Raw genomic sequence first — 15,608 nt, 5'->3', positions numbered from 1 at the left:
CGGAAGGGTCGCGGGGCACTGGTAACGGGCCACTACCCTTGATGCGTGACTATTCGCCTGTACGACACCAGCGCCCGGCAGATCCGTGACTTCACCCCGCTAGTGCCGGGTTGCGTCTCGATCTACCTGTGTGGCGCCACGGTGCAGGCTGCCCCGCACATCGGGCACATCAGGTCCGGCCTGAACTTCGACATCATGCGCCGCTGGTTCGAGTACCGCGGCTATGACGTGACCTTCGTGCGGAACGTCACCGACATCGACGACAAGATCATCAGGAAGTCGGCGGAGCAGAACCGCCCCTGGTGGTCGATCGGCTACGAGAACGAGCGCGCCTTCAACGACGGCTACGACCGGCTCGGCTGCCTGCCGCCCACGTACGAACCGCGGGCCACCGGCCACATCACCGAGATGGTCGAGATGATGCGCGGCCTCATCGAGCGCGGGCATGCCTACGAGGCCGACGGCAACGTCTACTTCGACGTGCGTTCCTTCCCCGGCTATCTGGAGCTCTCCAACCAGGAGCTGGACGATCTGCGCCAGCCGTCCGGCGAAGGTGAGACCGGCAAGCGCGACCAGCGCGACTTCGCCATGTGGAAGGCGGCCAAGCCCGGCGAGCCGAGCTGGGAGACCCCTTGGGGCCGCGGCCGGCCCGGCTGGCACCTGGAGTGCTCGGCGATGGCGCACAAGTATCTGGGCGAGGTCTTCGACATCCACGGCGGCGGGATCGACCTGATCTTCCCGCACCACGAGAACGAGATCGCCCAGGCCAAGGCCTTCGGCGACGATTTCGCGAAGTACTGGGTGCACAACGCCTGGGTCACCATGAGCGGCGAGAAGATGTCCAAGTCGCTCGGCAACTCCGTGCTCGTCTCCGAGATGGTCAAGCACTGGCGGCCCATCGTGCTGCGCTACTACCTCGGCACCCCGCACTACCGGTCGATGATCGAGTACAGCGAGGAGGCCCTGCGCGAGGCCGAGTCCGCGTTCGCGCGGATCGAGGGCTTCATCCAGCGCGTGGTGGAAAAGGCCGGCGGGCCGGTCGAGCCCGCCACCGAAGTGCCGCCCGCCTTCGCCGAGGCGATGGACGACGACCTGGGAGTCCCGCAGGCGCTCGCCATCGTCCACACCACGGTCCGGCAGGGAAACTCCGCACTGGCCGCCGACGACAAGGAAGCAGCCGTCGCCCGGCTCGCCGAGGTACGGTCCATGCTCGGCGTCCTTGGCCTGGACCCACTCGACGAGCAGTGGGCGGCCGAGGGTGAGCGCGGCGACGATCTCCACGGAGTCGTCGACACACTGGTGCGGCTGGTGCTGCAGCAGCGCGAGGCCGCTCGCAGCCGCAAGGACTGGGCGACCGCCGACGCCATCCGCGACCAGCTTCTGCAGTCCGGTCTGGTCATCGAGGACGGGCCTGACGGCCCTCGGTGGACACTCGGCCCCCGCTGAACCCACCGGGCCCGCCCGACAAAGATGTGCCGCCCGGGCGCCCGGGCGGCACACTTCACTTACGTACACACTTTTGAGCGAGCTTTACAGAAACAGGTAGGTCATGGCCGGGAACAGCCAGCGCAGGAACCGCCGCACGTCCAACAAGAAGGGCGCGCAGGTCGGCAGCGGTGGCAAGCGACGCCGCGGGCTCGAGGGCAAGGGCCCGACGCCGCCCGCTTCCGAGCGCAAGGGGCACAAGAAGAACCGGGTGGCCAATGCCCAGGCCAGGCAGGCCGCCGCCCGGCGTCCGGCGCCGCGCCGCGGCGGCGCCAAGGGCACGTCCGAGATGGTCGTCGGCCGTAACCCGGTCTTCGAGGCGCTGCGCGACGGCGTCCCGGCGACCACGCTGTACGTCCAGCAGTACATCGACAACGACGAGCGGGTGCGCGAGGCGCTCCAGCTCGCGAGCGAGCGCGGCAACATCAACCTGATGGAAGCCCCCCGGCCCGAACTCGACCGGATGACGAACGGGCTCAACCACCAGGGTCTCGTCCTCCAGGTCCCGCCGTACGAGTACGCGCACCCCGAGGACCTCACGGCCGCCGCCCACGACAACGGCGAGGACCCGCTGATCGTCGCCCTCGACGGGGTGACCGACCCGCGGAACCTGGGTGCGATCGTCCGCTCCGTCTCCGCCTTCGGCGGCCACGGTGTGGTCGTGCCCGAGCGCCGCGCGGCAGGCATGACGGCAGGCGCCTGGAAGTCCTCGGCGGGCACGGCGGCCCGTACGCCGGTCTCCCGTGTGACCAATCTGACCCGCGCGCTGGAGGGCTACCAGAAGGCCGGCATCACGGTCGTGGGGCTCGCGGCGGACGGCGAGGCCTCGGTCGAGGACCTGGAAGCCCTGGGCGGCCCGGTGGTCATCGTCATCGGCAGCGAGGGCAAGGGCCTGGGCCGACTGGTCGGCGAGACCTGTGACTACCTGGTCAGGATCCCGATGCCGGGTGGCGCGGAGTCACTGAACGCGGGTGTCGCGGCGGGTGTGGTGCTGTACGAGGCGGCCAAGCGCCGTCGCTGATGGCCGAGCCGCGTCGCAGGACGCCGGAGAACGGGGCGGGACCGGGGCACTGCCCCGGTCCCGCCCTGTTTCTCATGTCTTCCCGGCGATGACCGGCTCCGTGGCGACGACGAACGACGAACGACGAACGAGGATGAGAGACGACGAAGGATGACGGTCAAATCGGGTTATTAGGAACGCTTGACGGGTCTCGGACAGATCGGGCCCGTCAGGGCAGTGTCCTAAACACAAGTCACTCGGTTAGATGAGTGTGGACACCAGAACGCCCCGGCCCGGGTTCGATGATCAGCCTGCGCTGAGCATGGTCAAGGTGGACTGCGATCCCGCGCAGGTCATCGTGAACCACGCCAGCTTCCGGGTGCAGCTCGCCCAGAGCCAGCGCCCCGCACGTGGCATGGCGGGCAACGCAAGGAACCCCGTCGTCGGCGGAGCCGGAACGGGTGTGCGCAGGCGGGCGCCCGTTGTGTGGAGCGGCAAGTCGGCGCCGGGGGACGCCGGGGCGACCGGTCTTCTCCAGGCCGTGCGCAACTCCACCATGGGGCGGGATCCCTACGAGCAGGATCCCTACGAGCGGGACGCTTACGACCGGGATCCCTACGACCGGGATCCCTACGAGCGGGATGCCTACGACCGGGACGCTTACGGCCGGGACACCTTCGACACGGGAGCCACCCAGGTCATCCCGCGGCTCGACGTCGCCGAGCACACCACACGGATGCCCGCAGCGGGCTCTCCCGGCGCGCCGCGCGACCCCGACAGGCCGCTGCTGCCGCCCATGCGTCAAGCGGTCGGCGCGTACGACTCGTACCACTCCTACGAGCCGGATCCCTACGAGGCGGAGCCCCACGAGCCCGAGTCCGAGCGCTACGGGCAGGAGCCCTACGGCCAGGAGCGCTACCAGCAGGAGGAGTTCGCCGACGCCGAAGTGCGCTCCCATCGGCACGGCGCCGACGCCGTCCGCCACGCCTACTACCCCGGGCGGCGCATGAACCTCGGAGTGGTGCTGTTGCCGCTGCGCGTGTTCCTCGGCTTCATTTCCATCTACGCCGGCATGGGCAAGCTCTGCGACCCGGTCTACTTCGACGGCGGCGAACGCGGCTCCATGGTCAAGTGGCTCAACTCGCTGCACCCCTGGGCGCTCGCCGAGCCGCTGCGCGACTTCGCGCTCTCCCACCCGGTAGGAGCGGGACTCACCGTCGCCTTCCTCCAGGTGGTCGTCGGCGTGCTCACCGTACTGGGGCTCTGGCAGCGGGTCGCGGCCGTCATCGGCGGACTGCTGTCGGCCATGCTCATCCTGACCGTGACCTGGAAGACCGTGCCGGCGTACGACGCGCCCGACATCATCTACCTGGCCGCCTGGTCCCCGCTCATCATCGCGGGCGCACCGGTCTACTCGGTCGACGGCCGGCTCGCGGGCGAGGCCTGGCGCAAGCTCGGACCGCGATCGGAGCTGTGGGAGCTGCGGCGGCGGGTACTGCGACGCGGCGGCGTCGTCGCCGCCGTGGTCGTCGGTCTCACCCTGTTGTTGGGCTCGATGCTCGGCGGAGCCGTACGCTCCACGGACATGGTGACCGTGCCGGAGCCCAACCAGGACCCGACCAACCACCTTCCCGGGTCCCCGCTTCCGCAGGAGCCCAGCGGCGCGCGCAGCTCCGCGGGCACGCTCGGCGAGGACGGCAAGCCGTCGCCGTCCGCGAGCAGCTCCGGCAGCCCCGATTCCGAGAGGCCCACGCCCTCCGAGGACACGGCCCGCGAGACCGGCCGGACCGGCGGACAGCCCAGCCAGACGCAGGGCACGGGACAGCAGCCGCCCAGCCAGTCGGTGCCGGCCCAGCCGCCGTCCAGCAGCGCCGGCCCCTCGTCGAGCGGCGGCACCGGCAGCGGTGGCGGCAGTGGCGGCGGCTCAGGCGGCTCCGGAGGCGGCAGTGGCGGCGGCTCCGGCGGGAGTGGCGGCGGCTCGGGCGGGGGCAGGGTGATCGGCGGCCTGCTGGGCTGAGATACGCAACGAGAGGGGCGGCCACCGGACTTCGGTGGCCGCCCCTCTCGTCGTATCTCCGGGTATCGGGCCTGGGGCGGTCAACGCGCCTGAGCGGCAAGCTCCTTGGCAGCCTCGGTGAGGTCCTTCGCGGTGTCGATCGCCCGCCAGTACGCGCCGTTCGGCAGCGGGAAGCCCGCCAGCCGCTGCTCGCGGGCGAGACGCGGGAAGGTGGTGCGCTCATGGTCGCCCCGGTCGGGGAGGAGCGCGGTGAAGGCCGCGGAGAAGACGTACACACCCGCGTTGATCAGATACGGCGACGGCGGGGACTCGATGAAGTCCGTGATGTGGCCGAAGGTGTCCGTCTCGACGGCTCCCCACGGGATCCGGGGGCGGGCGAGGGCGAGCGTGGCGATGGCGTCGCGCTCGGCGTGGAAGGCGGCCATGTCGCGCAGCGAGAAACGGGTCCAGATATCGCCGTTGGTGGCGTACCAGGGCTGGTCCGGGTGCGGAAGATGAGCGGCGGCGTACTTGAGGCCGCCGCCGCGGCCCAGCGGCTCCGTCTCGACGACGGTGGTGACACGCAGCGGCAGCTCCGCGGTCTCCAGCCACCTCTGCAGAACCTCGGCGAGATGACCGCAGGAAACCACCGCGTCCGTCACGCCCTCGGCGGCCAGCCAGGCAAGCTGATGGCCGATGATCGGGGTCCCGGTTCCCGGAATCTCGACCATCGGCTTGGGGCGGTCATCGGTGTACGGGCGCAGCCGCGAGCCCTGGCCGCCCGCCAGGACCACGGCCTGCGTCGGATACGTAGGCGTATGCATGCCGTGAACGATATGCGGCGCGGGCGGCGGCCCCGCGGTCAGCTCCCCTGGGTCTGCTGCGAGACGCCGGTGGCGAAGGAGGTGTCGCAGACGGGACGGGAGAACGTCTGGGCGCGGGTGGGGCCGTAGCGGTTCACGGCGGCGCGTCCGAGGGCGCGGGCGAGCGACATGCAGTGCCTGGCGAGCGACGGACGCTCCTCGACCTCGCGCTGGAGGTGGGTGAGCGCGATGCTCGGGTCCTTCTCCTGGAGTTCGGCGAGCAGCCGGTCGCGCAGAACGTCCTGCGGCGAGCGGGGCTCGGCACGCACGGAGACGTTCCGCGAGGACGCGGTGAGAATCTGCGACTCGGTGTTGTGCCCTGCCCACGGGACGCTGGTGACCGCGAGGGTTCCGGAGAGCACCAGGACGACGGGCAGAACGAGGGCGAGAGTGCGGCCGATTCGGCGGGCTGAGTGGGTCACGCGAGCGAGCGTAGCGGTCAGTGATGATTTGGCGACATTTAGTCACTCGGGCGGGGGATGGTTCGACGATGCTTTTCGAATCGGTGTTGACGTACAGGATCGAAATGGCGGATCTGCCGGGGTATTTGTCGACATGACCCATCTGGCAGCGGAACGGCCCCGCAGCGAACTGCGGGGCCGTTCCGGCACATTGACGGTGACGTCGCCCCGGTCAGCCGCTGAGGCGCTCGCCCGTCGACGTCGAGAAGACGTGAATCTCGCCCGGCCGCGGCACGACGTGCAGCTCAGCACCCTTGTCCGGCACGGAACGCCCGCCGACGCGGACCACGAGGTCCTTGTGCTCGCCGCCGACCTGAGCGGAACCGTAGACGTAACCGTCGGCGCCGAGCTCCTCGACGACATTGACGGAGACGGCGAGACCGGCCGGAGCGTCCTCGGTGTCCTTGGTGAGGGACTTGGCCGCGGAACCGTTCAGCTCGACGACGTCGAAGTGCTCGGGCCGGACACCGACCGTGACAGTGGTGTCGCCCTTGTCGGCGGCCGCGGACAGGGCCTCACGGGACACCGGCACGACGCTGTTGCCGAACTTCACGCCGCCGTCGGTGATCGGAACCTCGACGAGGTTCATGGCCGGCGAGCCGATGAACCCGGCGACAAAGAGGTTGGCCGGACGGTCGTACATGTTGCGCGGCGAGTCGACCTGCTGAAGCAGCCCGTCCTTGAGGACCGCCACCCGGTCACCCATGGTCATGGCCTCGACCTGGTCGTGCGTGACGTACACCGTGGTGATGCCGAGACGGCGCTGCAGGCTCGCGATCTGCGTACGGGTCGAGACACGGAGCTTGGCGTCGAGGTTCGACAGCGGCTCGTCCATGAGGAAGACCTGCGGCTCACGCACGATGGCACGGCCCATCGCGACACGCTGGCGCTGACCACCGGAGAGCGCCTTGGGCTTGCGGTCCAGGTACTCGGTGAGGTCGAGGATCTTCGCGGCCTCTTCGACCTTCTTGCGGATCTCGCTCTTGTTGACGCCGGCGATCTTGAGCGCGAAGCCCATGTTGTCGGCGACGGACATGTGCGGGTAGAGCGCGTAGTTCTGGAACACCATGGCGATGTCCCGGTCCTTGGGCGGCAGGTGCGTGACGTCGCGGTCACCGATGCGAATGGAGCCGGCGTTGACGTCCTCGAGACCGGCGAGCATGCGCAGGGAGGTCGACTTGCCGCAGCCGGAGGGTCCGACGAGAACGAGGAACTCGCCGTCCTCGGTCTCGATCTCGAGCTGGTCGACGGCGGGCTTGGTGGAGCCCGGGTAGACCCGGGTCGCCTTGTCGAATGTGACAGTGGCCATGGTGATGCGTCTCCTTCACCGGCAGGAACGTGCCGGACGATCCGAGTAAGGGAGTGGTCTGGTCCACACACGTGGACCCGCCGTGACGCTACCTGGCATGCCCCGTCATGTCAGCAGCTGAACGACGATGAAATTTTTCGACTCCGGCTCGGCCGGGTCAGAGCAACGCGCTTTTGACCTGGGCATGCACACGGGCAGAGCGGAATGCTTTTGACCTGCTACCGCTCGTGCGACGCTTCCTGCTTCAGCGCCCACTGCCGTGCTGGTATGACCTCAAGGACCACACCCGTACGGTCTTACAGGGGCTCCACAGGCATTCCGGCCGACGGCCCGTCGGTCCGGCTCCTCTCTGCAGCCAGCAGGACCTCCGGCAGCTCCGAGGCCTTGATCACCGGCGGCGGCATCCTCCCAGGCGGCAGCGCCGCAGCCACCAGCCAGTACAGCCGCATCCCCTCGTCCCGGAGATTCACCGCCGCGTTCTCATCCCGGTCGTGCGCCACACCGCACTCGGCACACGTCCACTCCCGTACGGACACATCCAGCCGAGGCCCCTTCGTATGGCAGGCGGAGCAGCGGCGGGTGGACGGAAAGAAGCGGTCCACGATCACCAAGGTCCGGCCGTACCACTGGCACTTGTAGCGCAGCTGCCTCAGCAGCTCACCCCAGGCGGCATCGATGATCGACTGATTCAGCCTGGCCTTCCGCCGTCGTCCCTTGCCGACCGTCGGCCGCATCAGATTGGCGATGTACAGGTCTTCCACCACGAGCACTTGGTTCTCGCGCACGAGGCGGGTGGTGAACCGGTCCAGCATGTCCCTGCGAACGTCGTTCATCAGCGCGTACAGCCGGGTGATCCTCTTCCTGGCCTTGTCGCGGTTCTTCGACCCCTTCTGCTTGCGGTGCAGCTCCCGCTGCCACCTGGCCAGTTCCTTCGCGTACTTCTTCAGCAGCCGGGGATGCTCCAGTTTCGAGCCGTCGTCGAGCGTCACGAGCGCTGCCAGACCGAGGTCGAGCCCGACAGCTTTCGGCTCACTCCCGCCGGGCAGGAATGCCGCGGGCAACGGCTCGATCCGCTCCTCGACCAGCACGGACAGGAAGTACCGGCCGGCGCGGTCGCGTGTCACCGTCAGCTTCACCGGCAGCTGCCCGCCCGGCAGCGGACGGGACCACCGCACATCCAGCGGGGTGGTGTGCTTCGCCAGGGTCACCAACCCCGTCCCGGGTCGCCCTGGATCCTCGACCCATCGGAAGCCGGTCCGCACATAGGTCGCCGAATCCTGCGAGCGGCGCTTCTTCTTCCGCTGCGGAAACTTCGCCGTCCCCTTGAAGAAGCGGGTGTACGCCCCGTCCAGATGCCGCAGAGCCTGCTGCAACACGGTCGATGACACGTCCCGCAGCCACGACGTCGCCTCGGCCCGCCGCCAGCCGGTCAGAGCTCGGCACGTCTCCGCGAAACCCACTGAAACGCGGTGCTGCTCCCAGGCGCCCGATCGCAGGGCCAGGCCTTCGTTGTAGACCCACCGACAGGCGCCGAAGGTCTGCTCCAGTTGCCCGGCCTGGACCGGAGTCGGATAGAAGCGGAAACGGTAGACCCGCTGCCAGGTGCCCGGCTCCTTGGCACGGTGCTTGATCGGGGCCGCGGGGCGGGTGTGGTGCTTGCTCCGGTCGGCGATGCCCAACGCCTCCCGCTTGACGCGCTTGGCCTCCGCGCCGACGACGCGTACGGGCCCCTCCGGTGGCTCGGTCATCCGCCCCCCCGCTGTCCGATCTTCAGAACGGCACACCAGTCCGTTCAACGAACTGGTGTGCCGAGAGGTCACGGGAGGCGGCAACTGCGTGGATCGGGGGATGAGGCCCTGTGTAGAGTGTGAAAGCCCTAGCGCACGGCTTCGAAGTGCGCTGTGCCGCCTTAGCTCAGTTGGCAGAGCTCTCCACTTGTAATGGAACGGTCGTCGGTTCGATTCCGACAGGCGGCTCCACCGAAACACCCTGTCCCGGACCCCTCAGGTCCGGGACACTTGTTTTTCCGGGGTGTGGGAAAGGGGGCGGTGGTGGCGTGAGAAGACGTTCCACCGGACTGGTCGGGGTCTGGGCCGAGACGCAGCGGCAGCAGCAGTCCTCGGGTCCTTCCGCCGCCGGGGAAGCGGTGACTGGGAGTTCGTCATCGGCGGCAGCGTCCGGCAGCACGTTCTAGTGACGGCCGGAGATCCGGTCCGCGATCTGTGCGACGGGGTCCGTTGCCGCGGTGCGGGCGACCGCCTCGCGGCGGTCCGCGCCGCGGTAGGCCGCGTACATGCCCTGTACGCCCAGCCAGCGCAGCGGCTCCGGTTCCCATTTGCGGACCTTGTGGTTCACCCAGGGGAGCGTGGTGAGTTCGGTGGGGCCCGCCTGGCCCGAGTCCTGTTGGATCAGGTCGCGCAGGGTGCGGGCGGCGAGGTTGGTGGTGGCGACGCCGGAGCCTACGTAGCCGCCGGCCCAGCCCAGGCCGGTGGAGCGGTCGAGGGTGACTGTGGCGCACCAGTCCCGGGGGACGCCGAGGACGCCGGACCAGGCGTGGTCGATGCGGGCGCCTGCCGTTGTGGGGAAGAAGCGGACCAGGATCTCGCGGAGCGCTTCGATGGTGGCGGGCTGGGTGCGGCCGTCGTTGTCGGTGCGGGAGCCGTAGCGGTAGGGGACACCGCGGCCGCCGAGTGCGATCCGGTCGTCGGCGGTGCGCTGGGCGTACATGTAGGCGTGCGCCATGTCGCCGAGCGCTTCGCGGCCGTCCCAGCCGATGGTGTCCCAGACGGACCGGGGGAGGGGTTCCGTGGCGATCATGGAGGAGTTCATGGGGAGCCAGGCGCGCTTCTGGCCCTTGAGGTTCGCCGTGAAGCCTTCGGTGCAGCGCAGGATGTACGGCGCGCGGACCGTGCCGTACGGGGTGATCGCGTGCTTCGGCTTGATCTCCGTGACGGGGGTCGACTCATGGATGGTGACCCCGAGCGCTTCGACGGCTGCCGCGAGTCCCTTGACCAGCTTCACGGGGTGCAGGCGGGCGCCGTGCGGGGTCCAGGTGGAGGCGACGGCGCCGGTGACGCGTACGCGCTCGGCGGTGTCGCGGGCGCCGAGCAGTACGCGGTCCTTCTCGCCGAAGGCGATTTCGACGGCGTGGAAGGCCTTGAGGCGGGTCAACTGGGCGGGAGTGTGGGCGACTTCGAGGACGCCGCCTTGGTGGATGTCGGCGTCGATCTCCTCTTCCGCGGCGACGCGTACGACCTCGTCGACGGTGTCGTTCATGGCCTGCTGGAGGCGGACGGCGGCGTCGTGGCCGTGGAGTTTGGCGTAGCGGTCGCGGCCGGCGATGCCGTTGTAGAGCCAGCCGCCGTTGCGGCCGGAGGCTCCGTAGCCGCAGAACTTGCCCTCGAGGACGGTGATGTTGAGGAAGGGGACGGCCTTTTTGAGGTAGTACGCCGTCCAGAGGCCGGTGTATCCGCCGCCGACGATGCAGACGTCCGCGGTGATGTCGCCGGGGAGGGGCTCCCTCGGGAGGGGGGTGCCCTCCTGCGCGTACCAGAACGATATGCCGCCGTTGACGGTGTTCGTGCTCATGATGCCCCTGCTGCTCAGCTTGAGTGCGTGTGGCGGGAGGGTACTCGCAGGCCGCGGTGGCTGATCGGGCGCCTGCCCGGTGGCTTCCATGGTCGTACGCGGAGGTGATCCTCGCCACGGTCATGGGATCCGGGATGTGATCGGACGCGGCTTCAGGCGGAGCAGGTGTCCACCGGTCGGAAACTCATGGCACGGCAGCCGGCTCGGCGGGCACTCTGACCTCATGATTCGTATCGCCACGCCTGCTGATGTCCCTGAGATCCACCGCATGGTCCGTGAGCTCGCCGAGTACGAGAAGGCCTTGGACGAGGCCCGGGCGAGTGAGGAGCAGCTGCACGAGGCGCTGTTCGGCGAGCGGCCTGCCGCCTTCGCGCACATGGCGGTGACCGCGGACGGGGAGGTGGCGGGCTTCGCGCTGTGGTTCCTGAACTTTTCGACGTGGCGCGGGGTGCACGGCATCTATCTGGAGGATCTGTATGTACGGCCCGGGCTGCGCGGTGGCGGTTACGGCAAGGCGCTGCTGACGGAGCTGGCGCGGATCTGTGTGGAGCGTGGCTATGAGCGCCTGGAGTGGTCCGTACTGAACTGGAACACCCCGTCGATCAACTTCTACCGGTCGCTGGGCGCGAAGCCGCAGGACGAGTGGACGGTGTACCGGCTGACCGACGAGGCGCTGACCTCTCTGGGGTCTTAGCCGACCTCTCCGGGGTCGCAGGTGATCAGGTCGGGATCTCAGGGGATCAGGACGACCTTGCCCATCGTGGCGCGCGTCTCCAGTGCGTGGTGGGCCGCCGCGGCCTCGGTGAGCGGGAAGCGCTGTATGGCGGGGCGCAGGCGGCCGGATGCGGCCTCGGCGAGGGAGCGTTCCTCGAGGACGCGTATGTCGCCGCCCGCCCTCTGGAGCATCACCGGGCCGAGTACGCCCTCGGAGGTGATGCCGCGCTCGGTCAGTTCCTCGGCGGTGAAGGTGAGCGGGGAGCCGTTGTGGAGGCCTTCGGCGGACCAGCCGAAGACGATGTGCTTGCCGCCTTTGCCGAGCAGGTCGACGGCGGCGCGCGCGGTGGCGCCGCCGACCGAGTCGAAGACGACGGTGGCGCGGCGGCCGCCGAGGTGGTCGCGGACCTGGGTGGCCCAGTTGTCCTGGTTGTAGTCGACGGCGATGTCGGCGCCGTTCGCGGCGACCCGCGCCACCTTCTCCGGGCCGCCCGCGAGGCCGACGACGTATCCGCCGGCGTTCTTCGTGTACTGCACGAGGAGGGTGCCGATACCGCCGGCCGCGGCGGGGACGATCGCGATGTCGTCGGGGCCGAGGTCGGTGAACTGCAGGATGCCCATGGCGGTGCGGCCCGTCCCGATCATCGCGACGGCCTCGGCCTCGTCGAGGCCTACCGGGATCGCGTGGAGTCTCGCGGCGTCGGCGACCGCGAGTTCGGCGTACCCGCCTGGCGCCGTGCCGAGGTGGACGACGACCTTCCTGCCGAGCCAGTCCGGGTCCGTGCCCTCGCCGAGCGCGTCGACGGTGCCGGCGACCTCGCGGCCGGGGATGGTCGGCAGTTCGGTGGGGGCGGGGAAGGGGCCCTGCATGCCCTCGCGCAGGACGGTGTCGAGCAGGTGCACGCCGGCCGCGGCCACGGCGATCCGCACCTGGCCGGGGCCGGGGGCGGGATCTTCGGTCCGCTCGTGGACGAGGTTCTCGGCGGGGCCGAAGGCGTGGAGGCGGATGGCGTGCATGGCTGGCTCCCCTGATGTGCGAAACGGGCTGATGAGGGACACCCTCCGACCTCAAGTTCGCTTGAGGTCAACAGGTCCTGTGGTGCGCTCGGACGCGAGCGCGGGGATCGGGGCCGCCTGCGGACTGCTGTTGAACGCCACCCCGGTGAGCAGTCCGGCCGCGGCGACCCGCTCGCCCGCGAGGCGGCCTGCCGTGTCCGCGGTCGATGGCGGGCCGGGCCCGCCGGGGCACCTGGTTTGTGACATCGGCCTTGTCAGTGGGAGCGGGCACCATGGGGCCATGGCACGGAAACCGGAAAGATCGCGGGCAGCGCAGCGGCCGGAGGTGCGGCTGCCGCCGCTCGCTCGGTACGACGGCGGCGGGCTGGAGTCGGACGGCGACTACGACGGCCTGGAGTTCCAGGACCTGGACCTCGCCGGGCAGTCGGGGCGTGGCGCGCGCTTCATCGACTGTGCGTTGCGCGGGTGCGGCCTGGACGAGACGGAGCTGCTCAAGGCCCGCTTCGTCGACTCCGTGCTCAGTGGCGTACGAGGAGTGGGCACCGATCTGGCGGGCGCGTCGCTGCGTGATGTGGAGGTGACGGACGCGCGGCTGGGCGGGGTGCAGCTGCACGGGGCCGTGCTTGAGCGGGTGCTGATCCGTGGCGGGAAGATCGACTACTTGAATCTGCGGAAGGGCAGGCTGAAGGACGTCGTCTTCGAGGGATGTGTGCTGTCGGAGCCGGACTTCGGGGGTGCGCAGCTGGAACGGGTGGAGTTCCGGGACTGTGTGCTGCGGCGGGCGGACTTCAGCGCGGCGCAGCTGAAGGACGTCGATCTGCGGACGGTGGCGGAGCTGGACATCGCGCGGGGCGTGGACCGGCTGGCCGGTGCGGTGATCAGCTCGGCCCAACTGCTGGATCTGGCACCGGCGTTCGCGGCGCAGATCGGGGTGCGGGTGGAGAGTTAGGGCGCGTCCTGGAGGCGGGGGAAGCGGGCCTGGAGGTCCCAGACGACCGGATTGTCGTCGAGACCCTCGTGCATGTCGGAGAGGTCGGCGATCAGGTCGTGCAGGAAGTCGCGGGCCTCGCGGCGCAGCTCGGTGTGGTTGAAGGTGAGGGGCGGTTCCTCGCCGGGCATCCAGTCGGCCTCGACGTCCACCCAGCCGAAGCGCCGCTCGAAGAGCATCCGGTCGGCCGACTCGGTGAAGTCCAGCTCGGCGTACTGGGGCTTCGCGGCGCGGCTGCCGAGCGGGTCGCGGTCGAGCTGCTCGACGATGTCGCACAGCGCCCAGGCGAAGTCCAGCACCGGGACCCATCCCCAGGCTGTGGACACCTCGCGGTCCTCCTTGGTGTCCGCGAGGTAGACGTCGCCGCAGAAGAGGTCGTGGCGCAGCGCCTGGACGTCCGCGCGCCGGTAGTCGGTCTGCGGGGGGTCGGGGAAGCGGCGGGAGAGGGAGTAGCCGATGTCGAGCACGTGCTCGATGGTGTCATGCCCGGTGCCGCTTCCCGTACGACCAGGTCACGGCCGGCTGCGGCGGGACGACGGCGATGAGCGGGGCGTAGCGGAAACCCGCCGCGGTGTTCGCCGTGCCGGGCAGGCGGGTCCGGCTCTCGACGGTGAACTCGACGGTTAAGGGGACGCCACCGGAGCACGGCCGGTGGCTTCGCGAAGGCCGGGCGGCAGCGGCCGCGGTCCTACGGGCCGGTGGCTGAAATCCGCCCCACATAGGATCATCCGCCCACATAGGATCAAGCGTGTGGACCAGCGAACTCTCGTACGCACTCTGACACCCGTCGTCGCCCTGCTCCTCCTCGCGGGCTGCACCGACGGCGGTGCGGGCGTGCACGGAGAGCCGGGCGCCGCGGGCGCGGGTGACCCGCTCTTCCACAGGCTCGGCAACGGCGGTTACGACGTCCAGCACTACGCCCTGACCCTGGGCTACGACCCGAGGACGGGCACCCTCGAGGGCACCGCCGAGATCACCGCCCGCGCCGCCCAGGATCTGAGCGCCTTCAACCTCGACCTCCATGGGATGAGCGTCACCGGTGCCACCGTCGACGGCAAGAAGGCTGCCGCCAACCGGGCGGGCGACGAGCTGACGCTGCGGCCGCACACCGACCTCGACAAGGGCAGGACCTTTCGTGCCGTGGTCCGTTACTCCGGTATCCCGAAGACGATCGTGGACGAGGACGCCGACAAGTCGCGGGAGGGCTGGCTGAAGACCCCGGACGGCGCGCTCGCGGTCGGCGAGCCCGTCGGGTCGATGGCCTGGTTCCCCAGTAACAACCATCCGGGCGACAAGGCCACCTACGACATCAAGGTCACCGTCCCCGAGAAGCTGCGGGCGATCTCCAACGGCGAGTTGAAGAACCGGAGCACCACCGGCGGGCGCACCACCTTCGGCTGGACATCGAAGGAGCCGATGGCGAGCTACCTCGTCACGCTCGCCATCGGTGACTACCGGCTGGCGGAGTCGCGTATGCCGTCCGGTCGGCGCGTACTCACCGCCGTCGACCAGGCCGTGTCCGAGGAAAGCGCCGAGCTCCTCGGCCGGATCCCCGAGATCATGGAGTGGGGGGAGGAGAAATTCGGCCCGTATCCCTTCTCCTCCACCGGCGCGATCGTCGTGCCGGCGGAGGCTGTCGGCTACGCCCTCGAGACGCAGACCAGACCGGTCATCCCCTTGGACCCGGACGAGAACACGCTCGATATCGACACACTCGTCCATGAGATGGCGCATCAGTGGTTCGGTAATTCCGTGACGCCCAAGTCCTGGAAGGACATGTGGCTCAACGAAGGCTTCGCCCAGTACGCGGAGTGGATATGGGCCGAGGACCACGAGGACACCCCGGCCCAGGAGAAGTTCGACCAGGCTTTCGCCCAGGAGACCAACTGGGCCTTCCCGCCGGCCGATCCGCCTTCCGCGGCGAAGGTCTCGGACGACCCGGTGTATGACCGCGGCGCGATGGTCCTGCACAAGATCCGCCAGGCGGTGGGCGAAAAGGTCTTCTTCGGCATCGTGCAGGGCTGGGCTGCGACGTACCGCCACTCCAACGCTTCCACCGCCGACTTCACGGCGTACGTCGAGAAGAAGTCCGGCAAGGACCTCGGCGCGCTGTGGGACACCTGGCTGTACGGGAAGGGCAAGCCCGCGACGCCGTGACAACGGCAGGAGCCCCGGGCCGGCGGCCAG

At 69.5% G+C, this 15,608-nt stretch carries 14 protein-coding genes and 1 tRNA gene; 7 read left to right on the top strand and 8 right to left on the bottom strand.

What is annotated here, in order from left to right; translation table 11 throughout:
• Nucleotides 1-45: 45 nt before the first annotated feature.
• The 3 genes from cysS to OG966_RS18595 all read left to right on the top strand — a co-directional run bounded on the left by cysS (nt 46) and on the right by OG966_RS18595 (nt 4,502).
• Nucleotides 46-1,446 (top strand): cysteine--tRNA ligase, encoded by a 1,401-nt coding sequence (gene cysS / locus OG966_RS18605; RefSeq protein WP_326650822.1) that lies wholly within the window; start codon nt 46-48, stop codon nt 1,444-1,446.
• A gap of 103 nt (nt 1,447-1,549) precedes the next feature.
• The gene (gene rlmB, locus OG966_RS18600) at nt 1,550-2,506 is read left to right on the top strand and encodes a 23S rRNA (guanosine(2251)-2'-O)-methyltransferase RlmB (RefSeq protein WP_326650820.1); all 957 of its coding nucleotides are present in this window, start codon (nt 1,550-1,552) and stop codon (nt 2,504-2,506) included.
• A gap of 244 nt (nt 2,507-2,750) precedes the next feature.
• Nucleotides 2,751-4,502 carry a DoxX family protein gene (locus OG966_RS18595; protein ID WP_326650819.1) on the top strand — a complete coding sequence of 584 codons (1,752 nt, stop codon included), beginning with the start codon at nt 2,751-2,753 and terminating at the stop codon, nt 4,500-4,502.
• Nucleotides 4,503-4,582: 80 nt separating this feature from the next.
• On the opposite strand, the gene OG966_RS18590 is transcribed toward OG966_RS18595, so the two are convergent.
• The 4 genes from OG966_RS18590 to OG966_RS18575 all read right to left on the bottom strand — a co-directional run bounded on the left by OG966_RS18590 (nt 4,583) and on the right by OG966_RS18575 (nt 8,862).
• On the bottom strand, nt 4,583-5,305 hold the full coding sequence (locus OG966_RS18590) for a nucleotidyltransferase family protein (RefSeq protein WP_326650818.1): 723 nt from the start codon (nt 5,303-5,305) through the stop codon (nt 4,583-4,585).
• 38 nt (nt 5,306-5,343) lie between these two features.
• Complete coding sequence (locus OG966_RS18585; protein WP_326650816.1) at nt 5,344-5,766, bottom strand: hypothetical protein; 423 nt, start codon at nt 5,764-5,766, stop codon at nt 5,344-5,346.
• 211 nt (nt 5,767-5,977) lie between these two features.
• On the bottom strand, nt 5,978-7,114 hold the full coding sequence (locus OG966_RS18580) for an ABC transporter ATP-binding protein (RefSeq protein ID WP_326650814.1): 1,137 nt from the start codon (nt 7,112-7,114) through the stop codon (nt 5,978-5,980).
• A 296-nt stretch (nt 7,115-7,410) separates the two neighbouring features.
• Nucleotides 7,411-8,862 (bottom strand): RNA-guided endonuclease InsQ/TnpB family protein, encoded by a 1,452-nt coding sequence (locus OG966_RS18575; RefSeq protein ID WP_326650812.1) that lies wholly within the window; start codon nt 8,860-8,862, stop codon nt 7,411-7,413.
• 155 nt (nt 8,863-9,017) lie between these two features.
• Between OG966_RS18575 and OG966_RS18570 the strand changes: the two genes are divergently transcribed.
• Nucleotides 9,018-9,093, top strand: a tRNA-Thr gene (locus tag OG966_RS18570).
• 211 nt (nt 9,094-9,304) lie between these two features.
• Here OG966_RS18570 and OG966_RS18565 read toward each other — a convergent pair.
• Nucleotides 9,305-10,702 (bottom strand): NAD(P)/FAD-dependent oxidoreductase, encoded by a 1,398-nt coding sequence (locus tag OG966_RS18565; RefSeq protein ID WP_326650811.1) that lies wholly within the window; start codon nt 10,700-10,702, stop codon nt 9,305-9,307.
• Nucleotides 10,703-10,925: 223 nt separating this feature from the next.
• Between OG966_RS18565 and OG966_RS18560 the strand changes: the two genes are divergently transcribed.
• Complete coding sequence (locus OG966_RS18560) at nt 10,926-11,396, top strand: GNAT family N-acetyltransferase (RefSeq protein WP_326650810.1); 471 nt, start codon at nt 10,926-10,928, stop codon at nt 11,394-11,396.
• A 38-nt stretch (nt 11,397-11,434) separates the two neighbouring features.
• On the opposite strand, the gene OG966_RS18555 is transcribed toward OG966_RS18560, so the two are convergent.
• Both OG966_RS18555 and OG966_RS18550 read right to left on the bottom strand, forming a co-directional pair.
• Nucleotides 11,435-12,433, bottom strand: a complete 999-nt coding sequence (locus tag OG966_RS18555) for a zinc-binding dehydrogenase (RefSeq protein WP_326650809.1) — start codon at nt 12,431-12,433, stop codon at nt 11,435-11,437.
• A gap of 51 nt (nt 12,434-12,484) precedes the next feature.
• Nucleotides 12,485-12,679 (bottom strand): hypothetical protein, encoded by a 195-nt coding sequence (locus OG966_RS18550; RefSeq protein ID WP_326650808.1) that lies wholly within the window; start codon nt 12,677-12,679, stop codon nt 12,485-12,487.
• 34 nt (nt 12,680-12,713) lie between these two features.
• Between OG966_RS18550 and OG966_RS18545 the strand changes: the two genes are divergently transcribed.
• A complete protein-coding gene (locus OG966_RS18545) occupies nt 12,714-13,382 on the top strand; it encodes a pentapeptide repeat-containing protein (RefSeq protein WP_326650807.1) in 669 nt (222 codons plus the stop codon).
• On the opposite strand, the gene OG966_RS18540 is transcribed toward OG966_RS18545, so the two are convergent.
• Nucleotides 13,379-13,888: a hypothetical protein gene (locus OG966_RS18540; protein ID WP_326650806.1), complete on the bottom strand. Its 510-nt coding sequence runs from the start codon at nt 13,886-13,888 to the stop codon at nt 13,379-13,381. The two genes, OG966_RS18545 and OG966_RS18540, sit on opposite strands and share 4 nt — an antisense overlap.
• A 283-nt stretch (nt 13,889-14,171) precedes the next feature.
• Here OG966_RS18540 and OG966_RS18535 point away from each other — a divergent pair, with 283 nt between their 5' ends.
• A complete protein-coding gene (locus tag OG966_RS18535; protein WP_326650805.1) occupies nt 14,172-15,578 on the top strand; it encodes a M1 family metallopeptidase in 1,407 nt (468 codons plus the stop codon).
• Nucleotides 15,579-15,608 lie beyond the last annotated feature (30 nt).

The organism is Streptomyces sp. NBC_01750, from assembly GCF_035918095.1.
In the GTDB taxonomy this organism is placed as follows: Bacteria; Actinomycetota; Actinomycetes; order Streptomycetales; family Streptomycetaceae; genus Streptomyces.
This window is presented reverse-complemented; position numbering and strand designations above follow the sequence as displayed.

Bases quoted from the DNA above. Each gene is read 5' to 3' on its own strand.
- OG966_RS18555 (WP_326650809.1), bottom strand. From the start codon at position 12,433: ATGCACGCCATCCGCCTCCACGCCTTCGGCCCCGCCGAGAACCTCGTC.
- OG966_RS18590 (WP_326650818.1), bottom strand. From the start codon at position 5,305: ATGCATACGCCTACGTATCCGACGCAGGCCGTGGTCCTGGCGGGCGGC.
- OG966_RS18595 (WP_326650819.1), top strand. From the start codon at position 2,751: ATGAGTGTGGACACCAGAACGCCCCGGCCCGGGTTCGATGATCAGCCT.
- OG966_RS18580 (WP_326650814.1), bottom strand. From the start codon at position 7,114: ATGGCCACTGTCACATTCGACAAGGCGACCCGGGTCTACCCGGGCTCC.
- OG966_RS18565 (WP_326650811.1), bottom strand. From the start codon at position 10,702: ATGAGCACGAACACCGTCAACGGCGGCATATCGTTCTGGTACGCGCAG.
- OG966_RS18545 (WP_326650807.1), top strand. From the start codon at position 12,714: ATGGCACGGAAACCGGAAAGATCGCGGGCAGCGCAGCGGCCGGAGGTG.
- OG966_RS18575 (WP_326650812.1), bottom strand. From the start codon at position 8,862: ATGACCGAGCCACCGGAGGGGCCCGTACGCGTCGTCGGCGCGGAGGCC.
- OG966_RS18550 (WP_326650808.1), bottom strand. From the start codon at position 12,679: ATGTCACAAACCAGGTGCCCCGGCGGGCCCGGCCCGCCATCGACCGCG.
- OG966_RS18560 (WP_326650810.1), top strand. From the start codon at position 10,926: ATGATTCGTATCGCCACGCCTGCTGATGTCCCTGAGATCCACCGCATG.
- rlmB (WP_326650820.1), top strand. From the start codon at position 1,550: ATGGCCGGGAACAGCCAGCGCAGGAACCGCCGCACGTCCAACAAGAAG.